Raw genomic sequence first — 17,851 nt, 5'->3', positions numbered from 1 at the left:
GGTAGTCGGTGGTGTCGCTGTGGCGACGCCCACACTCCGGCTAACGTAAGCGCCCATGAGCATGCCGTCAGCAAACTCGGGGTGGCGACTGCGCCAGCGGGCGCGGAATTTCCGCCTGCGCGGCGCGACGGTCTCGGACGCGATGCGGCGGGAGTTGCTGATCCGCGGGGAGGCGGGTACCGCCACGATCCTCGGCGTGCGTCCGCGCCGCACCGAACCGGGCCATGTGTTCTGGGTCCGCGTGCAGCTGGCCGGCGAGTTCCCCTACGAGACCCGGGTGCGGCAGCGGGTGCCGGACGCGGACCTGGAATGGATGCGGCCGGGCGACGCGGTGTGCTGCCGGGTGGATCCGCGCCACCGCGATCGCCTGGTGCTGTACGTCCCCGACCTCGAAGACGCGGGCCGGGCGAGCATCGCGAAGATCCTCGCCGACGGCCGCCGCGCCGACGCCACCGTGCTCGCCGCCGCTCCGGTCGCGGCCGACTACTCCGGTCGTGACGATCCGGTGCTGCGGCTGGACCTCGAACTGCGCGCCTGGGACGAACCCAAGCCGTGGCGGGTGCGGCTGGTGCAGCCGGTGCCGCTGCACGCCCTGCGGCTGGTCGACCTGGGCAGGCATCTCGAGGTCGCCTTCTTCGAGGTGGACCGTGGCGATACGGTCGCCGTCGACTGGGTCGCGTCGCTCGAGGAGTGAATCGCCGGCGAATGCGGCCGGGCGGCTACAGGTGCACGAAGGTGAAACCCATGGCGCGAATCTTCGGCAACGCCGCGATCATCCCGGCCGCGGTTCCGGAGCGCGGCCGATGCATATGGGCCAGGGAAATGGCGCCGGACGCGGCGGCATTCATCGCCGACTGCACCTGGGTGGCCGACGCCGTCGCGCCGAAATCGGCGTTGATACTGAAACCGACCGGCGTTTCACCCAATTCGTTGACGATGGACACCGCGACGTCGTCGTAATGCGCGGTGCCTGCGCGGAAGAATCGCGGCGGTTTGCCGGTGATCGTCGTGAGCAACTCGTGGTTGGCCCAGACTTCGTCGGCCGCCTCCCGCGCCGAAGCGGTTCCGGCGATGCCATAGGCTTCGCGGCCGTTCACCGACAGCGGTTTGTGCGCCACACCGTGATTGGCCAGTTCGAAGAGAGGATTCGCCGCCAGCTGCGCGGTGCGCGCGCGGTTGGCTTCGATCCAGCGTTTGTTGAGGAACAACGTCGCCGGAATCCGCTCGCTGGTCAGGAAATTCACCAGCGACTCGTCGATGTCGTTGTTGCCGGTTCCGCCGCAGGCATCGAAAGTGAGCGCCATCTGTTTGCCTGCGGCGCTGAAAGTACTTGTGATGCCAGGCATCTCGACGCCCCACTGCCGCGGCAGGCTGCCGGCGTGCCTGGCGGCGACGGCGACGGGTGTGCCGGCGTCCAGGCCCGTCGAGACCGGCGCGGCCCGCATCCCCGTGGTCGCGCCGGGCGCGATCGACGCGCGCGCCTGCGCCAAAGACGTGTTCTGCGTGGTGCCGCACCCGGTGGCGGCGAATCCTGCGGCCAGAGCGGCGCCGACGCCGAGCATCCGCCGCCTCGATATTCCTTTGTCCAGCATCCCTCTAGTCCTCTAGCTTCCCCTCCCGGATGCTACGCGAGCCGGACCTGACAGCGGGACAACATCTTCCGCCCTCAGGTCCGGCTCGCGGTCGTGACGCCGTGCGCGCTACGTGTGCGCGATCGTGGCCCAGCCCTCGACATCCTCGGGCTTGCGGGGGCCGGGGCCGGTGTAGATGGCCGCGGGGCGGACCAGCTTGCCCAGTTGCTTCTGCTCCAGGATGTGGGCGCACCAGCCCGCGGTGCGGCCGCAGGTGAACATTGCGGGCATCATGTGCGCGGGCACCTCGGCGAAGTCGAGGATCACGGCGGCCCAGAACTCCACGTTGGTCTCGATGGCCCGGTCCGGACGGCGTTCGCGCAGCTCCGCGAGGGCGGCCTGCTCCAGCGCGGCGGCGACCTCGTAGCGCGGCGCGCCGAGGCGCTCGGCGGTCGCCCGCAGCACGCGGGCGCGCGGGTCCTCGGCCCGGTAGACCCGGTGGCCGAAGCCCATCAGCTTCTCCTTGCGGTCCAGGATGCCCTTGACCAGCGCCCGCGCGTCACCGGTTCGCTCGACCTCCTCGATCATCGGCAGCACGCGCGCGGGCGCGCCGCCGTGCAGCGGGCCGGACATGGCGCCGATCGCTCCGGACAGCGCGGCCGCGACGTCGGCGCCGGTCGAGGCGATCACTCTGGCGGTGAAGGTGGAGGCGTTCATGCCGTGCTCGGCGGCGGAGACCCAGTAGGCGTCGATGGCCTCGGTGTGGCGCGGGTCGGGGTCACCCTTCCACCGGGTCATGAAGCGCTCGGTGACCGTGGTGCACTCGTCGATCTTCTTCTGCGGGACCGCGGGCTGGTAGATGCCGCGCGCCGACTGCGCGACGTAGGACAGCGCCATCACCGAGGCGCGGGCCAGGTTCTCCCTGGCGGTCTCGTCGTCGATGTCCAGCAGCGGCTGGTAGCCCCAGATCGGGGCGAGCATGGCCAGCCCGGCCTGCACGTCGACGCGCACGTCACCGGTATGCACCGGGAGCGGGAACGGCTCGGCGGGCGGCAGGCCGCGCCCGAACGATCCGTCGACCAGCAGCGCCCACACGTCACCGAAGGTGACCCGGTTCCCGACCAGGTTCTCGATGTCGACTCCGCGGTAGCGCAGCGCGCCGCCGTCCTTGTCCGGTTCGGCGATGTCGGTGGTGAAAGCCACCACGCCCTCGAGGCCACTGACGAAATCGCTGGGTACGGTGGCCTGCCCACCGGAAACCGCGGGGCTGGTAGTCATGTCGCGACTCTCCTTGCACTTGGGTCGCATGTTCTCGCCGATGGGAATTGTCGGATTTGACGAGCACATGCCGATCATCAAGACCTTAGCTCCCCGCTACCGAAGAGTAACGTCTGGCCCATGCGTGACCTGGACAATTCATCGGATCTCGCCGCCATGCGGGTCGACTACGGCGGCCTGCCGCACGGCGGCAACGACGACGTCGACTTGGACGAGGCCTGGCTGGCGGGCGGCTGGGAGCCGCTGCTGCGGCACTGGATCGAACAGGCCACCGCGGTGGGCATCGCCGAACCCAACGCGATGGTGCTGGCCACGGTGTCCCTGGCCGACGGCACGCCGCGGCCGGTCGCGCGGACCGTGCTGTGCAAAGGGCTCTCGCCCGACGGTGTGATCTTCTACACCAACTACGACTCGGCCAAGGGCGCCCAGCTGACCGCACTGCCGTATGCCGCGGTCACCTTCGTCTGGCCCGCGCTGGGCAGGCAGGTGCATCTGCGCGGCTCGGTCGAGCGGGTTCCCGCCGAGACGACGGCGGCCTACTGGCGTTCCCGGCCCAGGGACTCGCAGCTCGGCGCGTGGGCCTCGCGCCAGTCCCAGCCGATCGCCTCCCGCGCCGAACTGGACCGCACGCTGGCCGAGACGACCGCGCGGTTCGCCGACACCGACGAGATCCCGGTGCCGCCGCACTGGGGCGGTTTCCTGGTCCGTCCCGACGAGGTGGAGTTCTGGCAGGGGCGGCGCGGCAGGCTGCACAACCGCATCCGGATGCGGATCGACGAGGCGACGACCACCGTCGAGCGCCTGCAGCCCTGACGTATTCCCAGCGTGCGGGTGAGAATTCTCGCGTCGATCCGGAACGGAGGACTGATTACGCTGCGGCGGTGAAACTGCTCGCCGACACCACTCCACTGCGCAATCCCGACTTCCGACGCCTCTGGAGCTCGGGCATCGTCACCATGATCGGCGCGCAATTGTCCGTGGTCGCCGTTCCGCAGCAGATCTTCCAGATCACCGGCAGCTCCGGTTACGTCGGCCTGGCCGGTCTGTTCGGCCTGGTGCCGCTGATCGTGTTCGGCCTGTGGGGCGGCGCGCTCGCCGACGTGCTCGACCGGCGCCGACTCCTGCTGATCACCAATTCCGGAACCGGGCTCACGGCGCTGGCCTTCTGGCTGCAAGCGGCGGCCGGGGCGGACAACGTGTGGCTGGTGCTGGGTCTGTTCGCCGTGCAGCAGGCGTTCTTCGCGGTGAATCAGCCGACCCGCAGCGCGACCATCCCCCGGCTGCTGCCGGAAGACCAACTGGCCGCGGCGAATTCGCTGAACATGACGGTGATGCAGTTCGGAGCGATCGCGGGCCCGGTGCTGGCGGGGGTGCTCATCCCCGTCGTCGGGCTGGCCACGCTCTACCTGATCGACGCGGTCGCGCTGCTGGCCACCTTGTGGGCGGTGTGGCGGCTGCCCGAGTTGCCGCCGACCGGGACGGTGCGCAGCGCCGGATTCCGCACGGTGCTCGCCGGTTTCGGCTACCTCGCCACCCAGCGGGTGCTGCTGGCGTCGTTCGCGGTGGACGTGATCGCCATGGTGTTCGGCATGCCGCGCGCGCTGTTCCCGCAGATCGCGCACGAGACCTTCGGCGACCCGGCCACCGGCGGCGTCGCGCTCGGCCTGCTGTTCGCCTCGATGTCGGCGGGCGCGGTGCTCGGCGGGGTCTTCTCGGGGTGGATCCCGCGCATCCGCAGGCAAGGGTTCGCGGTGCTGGTCTGCATCGCGCTGTGGGGTCTGGCCATGGTCGGCTTCGGCGTCGCCGTCGGGCTCACCCGCCACGGTCTCGGTCTCGGCGCCGGGCTGTGGATCGCGCTGGCCTGCTCGGCCTTCGGCGGCGCGGTGGACATGGTCTCGGCCGCGCTGCGGGTCACGATGCTGCAAACGGTGGCGACCGACGATCTGCGCGGGCGGCTGCAAGGGGTGTTCACCGTGGTGGTCGCGGGCGGCCCGAGGATCGGTGATGTTGCCCACGGTTTCGCGGCAGCGAGCCTGGGTACCGCTGTAGCCGCGGCGGGCGGAGGCGCGCTGGTGGTGGCGGGCGTGCTGATCGCGGCGGTCGCGTTTCCCGCCTTCACGCGTTACCGTGTCGCTCGCGCTCATGCCGAAATCGCCGTGTGACGTGCACCGCGGCCACCTGGCGACCGCGTTCGGCCGGGGCAGGCGAACCTCACCGCGCCGGGACGTGTTTGTGAGCCGCCGCAGGACTACCCTCCGGTATTGTCCGCGTCGGCCAACGGCTAGCGTTGAGGCAAGCGCATCGTGCGCCACCGCGCCGGTGCCTGTGGTTCTAGCCTGAGAGGGATCCTTCCGTGCCCGCTGAGAACATCATCAACGTCGACGACGACGCCAAGCCGGTGCTTTCCTACCCCGGCGGCGAGTTCCCGATGACGGTCACCAGGGCCGCCGAGGGCAACGACGGGATCGAGCTGGGAAAGCTGCTGGCCAGCACCGGGTACGTGACGTACGACCCGGGCTTCATGAACACCGCCCCGACCAAGTCGGCGATCACCTACATCGACGGTGAGGCGGGCATCCTGCGCTACCGCGGCTACCCGATCGACCAGCTCGCGGCGGCCTCGACCTTCATCGAGGTCAGCTACCTGCTGATCTACGGCGAGCTGCCCACCCAGGCCCAGCTCGAGGACTTCACCGACCGCATCCGCAGGCACACGCTGCTGCACGAGGACCTGAAGCGGTTCTTCGACGGCTTCCCGCGCAACGCGCACCCGATGCCGGTGCTGTCCTCGGCGGTGAACGCCCTGTCGGCCTACTACCAGGACTCGCTGGATCCGCGCGACCCCGAGCAGGTCGAGCTGTCCACCATCCGGCTGCTGGCCAAGCTGCCCACCATCGCGGCCTACTCGTACAAGAAGTCGGTCGGCCAGCCGTTCCTCTACCCGGACAACTCGCTGAGCCTGGTGGAGAACTTCCTGCGGATGACCTTCGGCTTCCCCGCCGAGCCCTACGAGGTGGACCCCGAGGTCGCCGCGGCACTGGACATGCTGCTGATCCTGCACGCCGACCACGAGCAGAACTGCTCCACCTCCACCGTGCGCCTGGTCGGCTCGTCCGACGCCAACCTGTTCACCTCGGTGTCCGGCGGCATCAACGCGCTCTGGGGCCCGCTGCACGGTGGCGCGAACCAGGCCGTGCTGGAGATGCTCGACGGCATCAAGGCCAGTGGCAGCGACGTCAAGGAGTTCATCCGCAAGGTCAAGAACAAGGAAGACGGGGTGAAGCTCATGGGCTTCGGGCACCGCGTCTACCGCAACTACGACCCGCGCGCCTCGATCGCCAAGAAGCACGCCGACGCCATCCTGAGCAAGCTCGGCGGCCACGACGAGCTGTTCGACATCGCCCAGGCCCTGGAAGAGGCCGCGCTCACCGACGACTACTTCATCGAGCGCCGCCTGTACCCGAACGTCGACTTCTACACCGGCGTCATCTACAAGGCGATGGGCTTCCCGACCCGCATGTTCACCGTGCTGTTCGCGATGGGCCGGCTGCCCGGCTGGATCGCGCACTGGCGCGAAATGCACAGCGAGCCGCTGAAGATCGGCCGTCCCCGGCAGATCTACACCGGTTACGGCGCTCGCGATTACCGCGAGATCAACAACCGTTGACGATATCCATCCACCATCTATCGAAGGGGATAGCCGAATGACCAAACCGGAGATCGAGTTCCAGGCTGGGCCCGCGCCCACCGAGCTGGTGATCAAGGACATCATCGAAGGCTCGGGCAAGGAAGCCGTGCCCGGCGGCACCGTGGAAGTGCACTACGTGGGCGTCGAATTCGAATCCGGCGAAGAGTTCGACTCGTCGTGGAACCGCGGCGAGTCCATCACCTTCCCGCTGCGCGGCCTGATCCAGGGCTGGCAGGACGGCATCCCCGGGATGAAGGTCGGCGGCCGTCGTCAGCTGACCATCCCGCCGGAGCTGGCCTATGGCGGGGCGGGCGGCGGTCACCCGCTTTCCGGCAAGACGCTGGTCTTCGTGATCGACCTGCTGAACGCCAATTAGTTCGGCGGCGCCTTCGGCGCCGCGTGTTCACGGCCCCTTCATGGCTCGCGTCCGAGCGACCACTGCTTGCGACTTCGTCGCTTGCGCAGCGGCCGCTCGGACGCGAGCCGGGCCGTGAACGGCGCATGCTCGGTCTCGCTTCGCTCGAAAGACGTGGTCGAGGTGAGCTGGGCACGTCGGCAAGACGGTTGCGGATAAAAGCGCACGCGGTTCCAAACGGTCGCGCGATCGGTAACCGTGAGACTCACCGTTGGCCCGCGCGTCGTGAGCCTGAAGATGTTATGGCCCGTCATCCGTGAAGGAAGACGGGCCATCGTCGTATCTACTTTCTGACGATCTCCACCGGGTCGGTCAGGGCGGCTGCCAACGCCGCTTGCTGGGTGCTGCTGCGCTGGGGCAAGGCGGCCACGGCCTTGTCGGTCTGGGTGCTCAGGTTGTGCACGATGTTCTGTAGCTGGCTCACGCCGCCGGTGAGCTGGCCGATGGCGTCGACCAGTTGGGCTCCGCCCTGTTCGGCGAGCTGAGGCAGGCCCTCCGCGAGCTTCGCGCCCTCGGACAGTTGCGCGCTCGCGCTGGTCATGCGGTCGACGACGGTGCGGAGCAGGGTGCCGAGGTCGGTGTCGGGGTCGACCGCGCCGCCGACGAGCGAGCCGAGGCCGGTCAGCTGGTAACCCGCCTGCGCGGACACGCCGCGCAGCGCCTCCAGCTTCCCGATGATGTCGGCGAGCGCCGGGTCGTTCGCGAACGGCAGCGCGCGCAGCAGCGGCAGCACCTGGTCGAGTCCGCCGCTCACCGTGTTCGCCGTCCGTTCCACCTGCGCGATGGTGATGCCGGTGGAATCGAGAGCCGCGGCGAGCCGACCGGCCTGCGCGGCGGCGCCGTCGACGGTGGAGTTCAGCAACGCGATGGCCGAAGTGAGTTGCGAAGACCCCGATTTCGCGAATTCGAGGAAGCCGAGCAACTGGTCGGCGCCGGAGCTGAACTGGTCGGCTCCCGCGGCGGCCGCCTCGACCCCGGCGTTGAGCAACTGGGCGGTGAACTGCACCTGCGACATCTGCGACCTGGCCTGCGCGACGGCGGTGAGCGCGGCGTCGACGCCGGCCGCGCCGATCCGGTGCGTCACCGCGGTCACCGCGCCGTGCACCAGGTCGGCGTCGGCATGTTCGTTGGTGTCCACGGTGACTTTGGCCCGCTTCGGTTCCGGCCCGGCCAGCGTGCCCATCGAGGCGGTGAGATCGGCGGGCAGCGTGATGACGGCGGCGTAGTCGTCGGCGCTCGCCTCGCCCGGCGCCACGACGGTCCATTCGTAGCCGCCCGCGTCCTGCAACGCCTTGACCACGCGCGCGCCCGTCGGACCGGCATCGGCATCGACCAGCGCGATTCCCGTCGGCGCCCGATCCGTCCCCCTCCATACGGTGATCCCGGCGCCGAGCGCTCCGGCTGAGACGAGGGCAACGACGAGAAGGCCCCAGCGGGCGCGTTTTCCGATCACGCCGCCGACCCTAAGCCCGAGATATGGCGCGCCCCTTGGCGTTTCTCTGAGAGTTGTCTAAGTTGCCGACCGCTCGGGCAGGTCGAGGACCAAGCGGATGCCACCGAGGGCGCCCGCGTCGAAATACGCCCGGCCGCCGTGCAGTTGGGCCTGCTGGGCGACCAGCGCCAAGCCGAGGCCGGAGCCGCCCTTGCTCGCCTGGCTGCCGCGGAAGAAGCGGTCGAAGACGGCCTCGCGCTCCTGCGGCGGGATGCCGCGGCCGTTGTCGTCGACCGAGATCACGATGTGGCCGCCCGGCGCGCGATGCGCCGAGACCAGGGCCTCGGTCGCTCCGCCGTGTTTCACCGAGTTGGCCAGCGCGTTGTCCACCGCGAGCCGCAGCCCGGCGGGCAGGCCGCGGGTGACCAGCTCGGCATCGGAATCGATGCGCACGACCAAGCCGGGGAAGTGCCGCATGGCGTCGTGCGCGGCCTGGTCGCACAGGTCGCCGACGTCGGTGGCGACGTGGTCGCGCTCGTTGGTCAGGTCACCGGTGGCCAGCCGCTCCAGCGCGGCGAGCGTGCTCTCCACCCGGCCCTGGCTGCGCTGCAGGTCGTTGAGGATCTCGGCCCGCTGCGCCTCGTCCAGATCGAGCGTGCGCAGCACCTCGAGATCGGTGCGCATCGCGGTCAGCGGGGTGCGCAGCTCGTGGGCGGACACGGCGGCGAAGTCGCGTGCGGTCTCCAGCGCGGCGGCGGTCTGCGCCTGCGCCTGATCCACTCGCTGCAGCATGGTGTTCACCGCGTCGGCCAGTTGTTCCGCCTCGTGCACGCCCGCGCCCTCCACCGGCGCCTGCGGATTGCTCGGATCCGGGAACGCGCTGCGTGCGCCCACCTGCCGGGTGAGCCGGACGATCGGGCGCACCGCCGCGCCCGCGAGCAACCAGCCGAGTCCAGCGGCCGCGGCGATGGCGAGCAGGGCGCCGCCGAGCACCCACCGTTGCTGCTCGGCGGTGGCCTCGGCCGCGTCCGCTGCGGGTATGCCGAGGGCGACCACCCGGCCCGAGGGTTGCTTCTCGGTGGTGGTCAGAATCCGGTACGGGATGCCGTTCACCGGGACGGTGCGGGAACCGACCGGCAGCTCGGGCAGTTCCGGGGGCGTGCTCGCGACGACCTCCCCGTTGTCACGGACGGTCACAGCCATGTTGTTGTTCAGGCCGGTCAGGCTGATGACCCGGACCGCGATCTGCGGCTCGATCAGGACGATGCGCGCGGCGACGTCGAGTTGCTGATCGGATTGCCGGACGTTGTTGCGCTCGATGGCGCGGATGCTGATCAGGCTGATCAGCGTGACGATGATGATCGCGCCCGCGGCGGCAGCGCCCGCGACGCGGGTGCGCAGCGAAAACGACCGGCGCCTGCGAGTTCCCGGCGGTGCGGCGGCGGGCGCCGTCATTTCGGCGCTCGCAGCACGAACCCGACGCCGCGGATCGTGTGCAGCAGGCGCGCAGTGCCGTCCACCTCGAGTTTGCGGCGCAGATAGCCGACGAAGACGTCCACCACATTCGTGTCGGCGGCGAAGTCGTAGCCCCACACCAGTTCCAGCAGACGTTCCCGGCTCAGCACCACCCCGACGTTTCTGGCCAGCGTCGACAGCAGTTCGAATTCCCGCTTGGTGAGTTCGATCTCCCGGCCGTGCAGCAGCGCGCGGTAGCCCGCGACGTCCACCTCGAGCGGGCCGACGGTGACCGCGCCCGGTGTCGCGGGTGCGGGTACGTCCGACCGCCTGCGCAGCAGCGCTCTGATCCGGACCACCAGTTCCTTCAGCACGAATGGCTTGACCAAGTAGTCGTCGGCGCCGGATTCCAGTCCGGCGATGCGGTCGTCCACCGACGCGCGGGCGCTGAGCACGCAGATCGGCACCTCGTTGCCCATCGCGCGCAAGGCGGTCACCACGCCGGCGCCGTCGAGCACCGGCATGTTCATATCCAGCACGATGGCGTCGGGCGCGTGCTCGTTCACACTGCGCAGCGCCTGGGCGCCGTCCCTGGCCACCAGGACTCGGAAGCCGGACAGACGCAGCCCGCGCTCGACCGAGGCGAGCACGTCCTCGTCGTCGTCCACCACGAGAACCGTCGGGTTCGAGGTCGAGGTCACGTCGTCCATTCTGCTCCCCGCCTCCGTAGATCTTCGGTCGTGCGAGCCGGGCGCGTGGACTCGCGTTCGGAACCCGCGGACGACCCGCCGGAACACGCGGATTCCGGCGGGTCACCCAGGTCACCGCGAATCAGTAGTTGTGGCAGGTCTCCGCCACGACGCGGATGGTGTCGCGCAACTGCGCGGTCCTCGGGTCGTTCTCCGCCTGGCGCACCGCGTCCGGGTTCTCGTCGATGGCCCGCCGCAACTCGGCCCTGCGCTGCTCGACCGGCTGGTCGAACCTGCGCTGCAGCTCGGCCTTCTGGCTCGGGTTCGCGTCGAGCACCGCGGCCAGCTGCGGCGCCTTGTCGTGCAGCGCCGCGTCGACCTGGGCGAACGAGCAGTCCGATGTCAGCAGCGGCTCGGCGTATTCCATCGGGCCCGCCGCGGCGACGGCGGGGCTCAGTAGCAACGTGACCGTGGCGATTCCACCTGCTGCCGCGGCGGCGATGGCGGGGCGGCCTACGGAACGTTTCATGAATCTGCCTCCAGATCATCGAGGGGTTTCGGGGCGGTCTCGAGGCTATTTCGAACTGCTGGCACCGATATGAACATCCTCTGAGGAAACTCTGAGGACGTCGACGGCGGACGGAAGTCAGGACGGGGCAACCGGATCCACGTCGGGCTCGACCACGTCGCCGGTGTGGTCGGCGCCGTGCGCCGGATCCAGCCACTCGGGGCGCGCGACGCGGATCTGCTGCTCGAGCGCCGCCAGGACCGCCGGGTCCTCGATGGTGGACGGCACCTCGAACGTCTCGCCGGAGGTGATCTGCCGGAGGGTCTTGCGCAGGATCTTGCCCGATCTGGTCTTGGGCAGCGCGGTCACGATGATGGCGTCGTGCAGCGTGGCGATCGCGCCGACCTGGGTGCGCACCCGCTCGATCAGCTCGTCGCGCAACCGGTCGGGATCGAGTTCGACGCCGGACTTGAGCACCACGTACGCCAGCGGCCGGTGCCCCTTGAGCTCGTCGGGCAGTCCGATGACGGCGCATTCGGCGACCGCGTCGTGCCCCGCGATGGCCGCCTCGATGCTGCCGGCCGAAAGCCGATGCCCGGCCATGTTGATCACGTCGTCGCTGCGGCCGAGGACGTACAGGTAGCCGTCCTCGTCGAAGTAGCCGGAGTCGCCGGTGAGGTAGTGGCCGGGGTAGGCGGAGAGATAGGAGCGCTCGTACCGCGCCGCGTCACGCCATAGGCCGGTCAGCGTGCCGGGCGGCAGCGGCAGCCCGATGACGATGTTGCCCTCGGTGTTCGGCGCCACCGCGTTGCCGGAGGAGTCCAGCACGCGCAGTCGATAGCCGGGCACCGGCACCGAGGCCGAGCCCGGTTTGATCGGCAGCTGCTGCAGGCCGAGCGGGTTGGCGCAGACCGGCCATCCGGTCTCGGTCTGCCACCAGTGATCCACGACCGGGCAGTCCGAGCGACCCGCGAGCAGGGTCTGCTCGGCCCAGGCGTAGGTGGCCGGGTCGAGGCGTTCGCCCGCGCAGAACAGCGCGCGCAGGGAGGACAGATCGTGCCGGTGGGCCAGCTCGGCATCGGGGTCGGCCTTGCGGATGGCGCGCAGCGCGGTCGGCGCGGTGAACAGCACGTCGACCTTGTGCTTGTCGACCACCCGCCAGTACGCCCCCGCGTCCGGAGTGCCGACCGGCTTGCCTTCGTACAGCAGCGTGGTGGCTCCGACCAGCAGCGGCGCGTAGACGATGTAGGAGTGCCCGACCACCCAGCCCACGTCGGAGGCGGCCCACATCACCTGACCCGCGTCGACGTCGTAGATGTTGCGCATCGACCAGGCCAGGGCGACCGCGTGCCCGCCGTTGTCGCGGACAACGCCCTTCGGCTTCCCGGTGGTGCCGGAGGTGTAGAGGATGTAGAGCGGATCGGTCGCGGCGACCGACACCGGGTCGGCCCTCGGCGCGTCGCGGACGGCGTCGTCCCAGTCGAGCCACTGCGCGGCCACCGTCTCCGCCGAACTCGGCAGGTACTCGGTGGCCGGCTGCGGAGCGGGGAACGGGATCGTGTCGAACTGCGGCCGCTGCTTGACGATCACGGTGCGCGGCGCGGTCGTCTGGGCCAGGTCCAGCGCCCGCAGCACGATGGGCGGGTATTCGATCCGCTTGCCCGGTTCCAGGCCGCCGGACGCTGTGATGATCAACACCGGCTCCGCGTCATCGATGCGGGCGGCCAGCTCCGGGGCCGCGAATCCGCCGAACACCACGGAGTGCACCGCGCCGATGCGGGCGCAGGCCAGCATCGCGATCACCGCTTCGGGAATCATCGGCAGGTAGATCACCACGCGATCGCCGGCGGTGACGCCCAGCCGCACCATCGCGCCCGCGAACCGCGCCACCTCGTCGAGCAGTTCGGCGTAGGTGTAGACGACGGTGACATCGGTCATAGCCGAGTCGTAGATCAGGGCGGGCTGGTCGGCGCGGCTGGGAACGCCGGGGGCGGTGGGGTGGACGTGGCGGTCGAGAGCGTTGAAGGAGGTGTTGAGCCGAGCGCCGGAGAACCACCTGGCCACCGGGCGGGCACCGGAGTCGAGGATCTGCGCTGGCGGCACGTCCCAGTCGATCGCTTCGGCCGCGCCGGCCCAGAACTCGGCGGGATCCACCAAGCTGGTCTGATAGGCCGGTCGATACTCCTGCCGCACGTTCAACCCCGTGACTCCCTAGCCTCGCCTCGATGCCCGCCTCGATAGATCTGGTTGATTGTGGCAGACTTCACGCGACGCCCGGGTGGGTGCCGCGACCTTTGGTTTTGCCTGGAACCGGCAGGTCAATGATCGCGACATCACGCCCCGTCACCCAAGAAGTTATTGATCCGTTAGAATCTGATGTCACTTATTTGGGCCGTCGTAGACGCAATTTCTCGGCCAGCCGCAGCTCTCGGCCAGCTCCACCTGTCGAGCCAAGCACGCGATTGTGGAGGTTCGGTTGATGGCGCGTGGTAGAGGCCAGTTTGGAAAGTGAGTGGGAGATGCGTGACGCCGCTAGTTCCGGCAGTAGCCGCTGGGCGCTGGGCAACTGGGACCTGCGCTGGAAGGTGACGGCGGTGCTCGCCGTGCCGCTCGCGGTCGCGGTCGGGCTCGGCGTCTCCAGGATCTCGTCGGAGTTCGCGGAGTCGAACCGGCTCGCCGACATCTCGGAGAACGTCGCCGCCATCCCATCGGTCACCGCGCTCAGCGCGCAGACCGCCACCACCGCGGGCTCGCAGATGATCTCGCTGGGCACCAACCAGTCCGTGGTGACCGACCAGAACCTCGCGGACCTGGACAAGGCGATCGCCAACGCCGAGAAGGCGGTTTCCAAGCTCGACGGAGTGCCCGGTGCGCGCGCGGCCATCGACAGCATGCTCACCCAGGCCAAGGGCGTGCGCGCCCAGGGCAAATCGGTCTCCACCGGTCCGCCGTCGGATACCCTCGCGCTGATCGACCGCGTCCGCAGCGACAGCGTCCGGATCGTGGAGACGACGGTCGGCCAGGTCAGCGACACCGCGGTGGACGCGGCCAAACTGCGCTTGGTCGACTCGCTCAACACCCGCGCCACCCTGGTCAGCGAGCTCGCCGCCTTCCCCGAGGTGCTGCGCTCCCAGCAGTCCGGCGTCCAGAACTTCCTCATCGCCTCCAACACCGAGCGCGCGCTGCTCAACGTGCTCGCGCACCGCTTCTCCGACGGCGACACCTCGATCGCCGACCTGCGCGCCGGCATCGACACCAGGATCGCGCTGCTGACCAGCCCGCAGTCGCAGGCGGGCCAGCTTCCCGTCGGTGATCTGAAGAAGTCGCTGACCGACAGCCTCGCGGTCTACGAGCACGTCGTCGGCAAGGCGACCAAAGACATCGACTCCGCGATGAACTCGCTGGTGACCAACGCCCAGCGCGACGCGTGGACCTACACCGCGGTCGTTATCGCCACCATCCTCGCCGCGCTGTTGCTCGCGGTCTTCGTGGCCCGCTCGATGATCGTCCCGCTGCATCGGCTGCGGTTGGCCGCCCTGCGCGTGGCCGAGAGCGACCTGCCGCACGAGGTCGCCCAGCTCCGCAACGGCGCCTCGCCGGAAGAGGTGCCGCTGGAGCCGATGCCGGTGCGCAGCACCGAGGAGATCGGTCAGCTGGCCCGCGCGGTGGACGACATCCACGGCCAGGCGCTGCGTCTGGCCAGCGACCAGGCGAAGATGCGTTCGCAGGTCAACGACATGTTCGAGACCTTGGCGCGGCGGTCGAAGTCGCTCGTCGACCACCAGCTCACGCTCATCGAGGCGATGGAGTACGACGAGAAGGACCCGCGCCTGCTGGAGAACCTGTTCCGGCTGGACCATCTCGCCGCCCGCATGCGCCGCAACGGCGACAACCTGCTGATTCTCGCCGGCACCAGGCAGCGCCGCGCCAAGTCCGCCCCGGTCGAGATCGCCGACGTGCTGCGCGCCGCGATCTCCGAGGTGGAGGACTACGAGCGCGTGAAGCTCGGCGCCACTCCCCGCGGTTCGCTGAAGGAACCCGCCGCCTCCGACCTCGCGCACCTGTTCGCCGAGCTGCTGGACAACGCGCTTCGCGCCTCGCCGCCGGAGACCGACGTCAAGTTCACCTTCGCGCAGGCGCACGATCAGGGCCTGCTCATCGAGGTGGCCGACCGCGGCATCGGTATGCCGCCCGCCGAGATGGCCGAGATCAACCGCCGTCTGGAGCAGACCGCCGAGCCAGGGCCGGACACGGCCAGGCACATGGGTCTGTTCGTGGTCGGCAGGCTCGCCGAGCGGCACGGTCTCACCGTGCGGCTGCGGCCGACCTTCGACACCGCGCGCGATCCCGGCGTGACGGTGACCGTGCACGTGCCCGTCGGACTCATCGTCGCGGGCAAACCGAGCGCGGGGCAGCCCGTCACCCCGCAGCCTTCGCCGCAGGCCGCAGCTCCTCAGCGTCCGTCGGCGCCGTCGTCCATGCAGATGCGGGCCGTCCAGCGGACTCCTGGGGGCAATGTCGTGGTGACCGTCGATCCCGGGGTGAGCGGCCCGATTCCGGCCGTCAGCGCCAAGCCGGCCGCTCCGCCCAGCGGACCGGTCCCCACCGGCCCCGGCGGACTGCCGCAGCGGCAGCCGGGTTCGGCGATGTCGTCGTCCGGCATGCGCTCGGAGGCCCAGCAGTCGGCCACGAGTCTGCGGCCCGCGTCGGGGCAGTCCGCGCCGAGTGGTCCGCAGCGCGGCAAGCTGGCCGCGGCCAACCTGCCCAAACGCAACCTCAACCCCGGCGGTCCGCCGCCGCGCCAGCCCGGTGCCCCCACGGAGCGGCCCGGTTCCGGCCTGCCGCCGCGTGAGCCGAACTCGGGTGAACTGCCGGTGCGTCAGCCGGGCGCCAACGGCGTGCCGCAGCCGAGCACCGGTCTGCCCCAGCGTCAGCCGGGCGCCAATGGCGCGCCGGCGCGAGACGCGTCGAACGGTCTGCCGCAGCGCGAGTCCGCCTCCGGCGGTCTGCCGCAGCGGGAGCCCGGTTCGAGTGGTCTGCCGCAGCGTGAGTCCGCTTCCGGCGGCTTGCCGCAGCGTGATTCGGCGGCGGGTGGTCTGCCGTCGCGTGAGCCTGGGGCCACGGGCCTGCCGCAGCGTGAGCTGGGCGCCACCGGCCTACCGCAGCGGCAGCCGGGATCGAACGGTGTGCCGCAGCGTGAGTCGGCGGCGGGAGGTCTGCCGCAGCGTGAATCGGGTGTCACGGGTCTGCCGTCCCGTGAGCCGGGTGCCACGGGCCTTCCGTCGCGTGAGCCGGGTGCCACGGGTCTGCCGTCGCGTGAGCCGGGTGCGAGCGGTATTCCGTCGCGTGAGTCCGGTGCCACGGGCTTGCCGTCGCGTGAGCCGGGTGCGAGCGGTATTCCGTCGCGTGAGTCCGGTATCACCGGCTTGCCGTCGCGTGAGCCCGGTGTGAGCGGTCTGCCCTCGCGTGAGCCCGGTGCCACGGGTCTGCCGTCGCGGCAGCCCGCGCCGGGTCTGCCACAGCGCGACGCGGCGGCCAATGGTCTTCCGCAGCGTGAACCGGGCAACGGTCTGCCGCAGCGGGAGGCGGGCGCGCATCGTCTTCCGCAGCGCGAGTCCACCGGTGGCCTGCCGCAGCGTGAGCCGGGCTCCGGCGCGCTGCCCGCGGTCGGCAATGGCCTGCCGCAACGGGATTCGGCCGGCAGCGGCCTGCCGCAGCGGGATGCCGGTGCGCTCAATGGTCTGCCGCAGCGTCCGCCCGCGCCGTCGAGTCTGCCGCAGCGCGAGGGCGGCCTGACCGGTCTGCCGCAGCGCGAGGGCGGCCTGACCGGTCTGCCGCAGCGGCAGCCGGGCGCCCAGGCGCCGCAGCGCCAGCCCGTGCCGCCGGGTGTCGCACTGCCGCAGCGGGATCGCGGTGGCCAGCACGCCGCGAGCGGCGAACAGCCCGCGGCGTCGGCGGGGCGCGATCCGGGCAAGCACAGCTTCCGGTCCAACCCGGCCAAGACGGCTTCGTTCTTCCAGACCAGGCTGCAGCCCGCGGAGGAATCGGATTCGGTGATGGGCGGTACGCCGATCTTCGCCGAGATGATGTCGGCATGGCTGTCGGATCCCAACACGGATAGGTCCCAGGTGGCTGCTTCCTTCGAATCGCCGGGTGACGAGGGATGGCAAGCGGCTCGCCGTGCCAGCGAGGCGCAGCCGGAGGCGAAAACGGCGGCGGGCTTGCCCCAACGCAATCCGGGCGGAAGGCTTGTCCCCGGCGGCGTGAGCGGTGCGGCGGATCGGGCGCCGCGCCGCGACCCAGAAACGATCAGGTCCAGCTTGAGTCGTCACCAGCAGGGCGTCCGGGATGGCCGCGCAATGAGAGCAATGAACCTAACCGGAGATAAAGGAGACCGATGAACCCCGATCTAGGTGGTACGAATCGTCAGCTGGATTGGCTGGTTTCGAACTTTGCCAACGAGGTTCCTGGCGTAGCCCATGCCGTCCTGGTCTCGGCCGACGGCCTACTCATGGCCGCGAGCGCCCAGCTGCCCGTCGACCGCGCCGAACAGCTCTCGGCCGTCACGGCCGGTCTGGCCAGCCTGTCGGTCGGCGTCTCGAACCTGTTCGAGGGCGGCACCGTGCTGCAGTCCGTCGTCGAGATGGAGCACGGTTACCTGCTACTCATGGCTGTCGGCGATGGTTCCTATCTCGCGGTGCTGACCAACACGTCGTGTGACATCGGTCAGGTCGGCTACGAGATGGCTCTGTTGGTCGAGCGGGTTGGCCAGACTGTTCAGGCCACACCACGCGTCACGATGGGTTCCTGATGGT

14 protein-coding genes are annotated in these 17,851 nt (G+C 70.0%); 7 read left to right on the top strand and 7 right to left on the bottom strand.

Annotated elements, in window-relative coordinates; translation table 11 throughout:
- The first annotated feature begins 55 nt into the window (after positions 1 to 55).
- Positions 56 to 694, top strand: coding sequence for a hypothetical protein (locus U3653_RS19980; protein ID WP_195078245.1), 639 nt, complete (start codon positions 56 to 58; stop codon positions 692 to 694).
- A 25-nt stretch (positions 695 to 719) separates the two neighbouring features.
- Here U3653_RS19980 and U3653_RS19975 read toward each other — a convergent pair whose 3' ends face one another.
- Positions 720 to 1,592: a polysaccharide deacetylase family protein gene (locus U3653_RS19975; RefSeq protein ID WP_323124133.1), complete on the bottom strand. Its 873-nt coding sequence runs from the start codon at positions 1,590 to 1,592 to the stop codon at positions 720 to 722.
- Between the two features lie 108 nt (positions 1,593 to 1,700).
- Positions 1,701 to 2,849, bottom strand: coding sequence for a citrate synthase 2 (locus tag U3653_RS19970; RefSeq protein ID WP_195078246.1), 1,149 nt, complete (start codon positions 2,847 to 2,849; stop codon positions 1,701 to 1,703).
- A 120-nt stretch (positions 2,850 to 2,969) separates the two neighbouring features.
- Here U3653_RS19970 and pdxH point away from each other — a divergent pair, with 120 nt between their 5' ends.
- The 4 genes from pdxH (at position 2,970) to U3653_RS19950 (ending at position 6,913) form a co-directional block, all read left to right on the top strand.
- Positions 2,970 to 3,662, top strand: coding sequence for a pyridoxamine 5'-phosphate oxidase (gene pdxH, locus U3653_RS19965; protein ID WP_195078247.1), 693 nt, complete (start codon positions 2,970 to 2,972; stop codon positions 3,660 to 3,662).
- A gap of 68 nt (positions 3,663 to 3,730) precedes the next feature.
- On the top strand, positions 3,731 to 5,011 hold the full coding sequence (locus tag U3653_RS19960; RefSeq protein ID WP_195078248.1) for an MFS transporter: 1,281 nt from the start codon (positions 3,731 to 3,733) through the stop codon (positions 5,009 to 5,011).
- A gap of 191 nt (positions 5,012 to 5,202) precedes the next feature.
- Positions 5,203 to 6,516, top strand: coding sequence for a citrate synthase (locus tag U3653_RS19955; RefSeq protein WP_083880375.1), 1,314 nt, complete (start codon positions 5,203 to 5,205; stop codon positions 6,514 to 6,516).
- Between the two features lie 37 nt (positions 6,517 to 6,553).
- On the top strand, positions 6,554 to 6,913 hold the full coding sequence (locus U3653_RS19950; RefSeq protein ID WP_039795159.1) for an FKBP-type peptidyl-prolyl cis-trans isomerase: 360 nt from the start codon (positions 6,554 to 6,556) through the stop codon (positions 6,911 to 6,913).
- A 322-nt stretch (positions 6,914 to 7,235) separates the two neighbouring features.
- Here the strand turns inward: U3653_RS19950 and U3653_RS19945 are convergent, their stop codons facing one another.
- The 5 genes from U3653_RS19945 to U3653_RS19925 form a co-directional block, all read right to left on the bottom strand.
- Positions 7,236 to 8,405 carry a YhgE/Pip domain-containing protein gene (locus U3653_RS19945; protein WP_195078249.1) on the bottom strand — a complete coding sequence of 390 codons (1,170 nt, stop codon included), beginning with the start codon at positions 8,403 to 8,405 and terminating at the stop codon, positions 7,236 to 7,238.
- A 57-nt stretch (positions 8,406 to 8,462) separates the two neighbouring features.
- Positions 8,463 to 9,839 (bottom strand): sensor histidine kinase, encoded by a 1,377-nt coding sequence (locus U3653_RS19940; protein ID WP_195078250.1) that lies wholly within the window; start codon positions 9,837 to 9,839, stop codon positions 8,463 to 8,465.
- On the bottom strand, positions 9,836 to 10,549 hold the full coding sequence (locus U3653_RS19935; protein ID WP_195078251.1) for a response regulator transcription factor: 714 nt from the start codon (positions 10,547 to 10,549) through the stop codon (positions 9,836 to 9,838). The genes U3653_RS19940 and U3653_RS19935 overlap by 4 nt, the downstream gene beginning before the upstream one ends.
- Positions 10,550 to 10,670: 121 nt before the next feature.
- On the bottom strand, positions 10,671 to 11,057 hold the full coding sequence (locus U3653_RS19930) for a hemophore-related protein (RefSeq protein WP_195078252.1): 387 nt from the start codon (positions 11,055 to 11,057) through the stop codon (positions 10,671 to 10,673).
- Between the two features lie 117 nt (positions 11,058 to 11,174).
- Positions 11,175 to 13,235 (bottom strand): AMP-binding protein, encoded by a 2,061-nt coding sequence (locus U3653_RS19925; RefSeq protein WP_195078253.1) that lies wholly within the window; start codon positions 13,233 to 13,235, stop codon positions 11,175 to 11,177.
- Between the two features lie 320 nt (positions 13,236 to 13,555).
- On the opposite strand from U3653_RS19925, the gene U3653_RS19920 reads away from it, so the two are divergent.
- Positions 13,556 to 17,437: a sensor histidine kinase gene (locus U3653_RS19920; RefSeq protein ID WP_195078254.1), complete on the top strand. Its 3,882-nt coding sequence runs from the start codon at positions 13,556 to 13,558 to the stop codon at positions 17,435 to 17,437.
- The gene (locus tag U3653_RS19915) at positions 17,434 to 17,847 is read left to right on the top strand and encodes a roadblock/LC7 domain-containing protein (RefSeq protein ID WP_011207200.1); all 414 of its coding nucleotides are present in this window, start codon (positions 17,434 to 17,436) and stop codon (positions 17,845 to 17,847) included. The genes U3653_RS19920 and U3653_RS19915 overlap by 4 nt, the downstream gene beginning before the upstream one ends.
- The last annotated feature ends 4 nt before the right edge of the window (positions 17,848 to 17,851 follow it).

The organism is Nocardia implantans (assembly GCF_035544775.1).
GTDB lineage: Bacteria > Actinomycetota > Actinomycetes > Mycobacteriales > Mycobacteriaceae > Nocardia > Nocardia implantans.
This window is presented reverse-complemented; position numbering and strand designations above follow the sequence as displayed.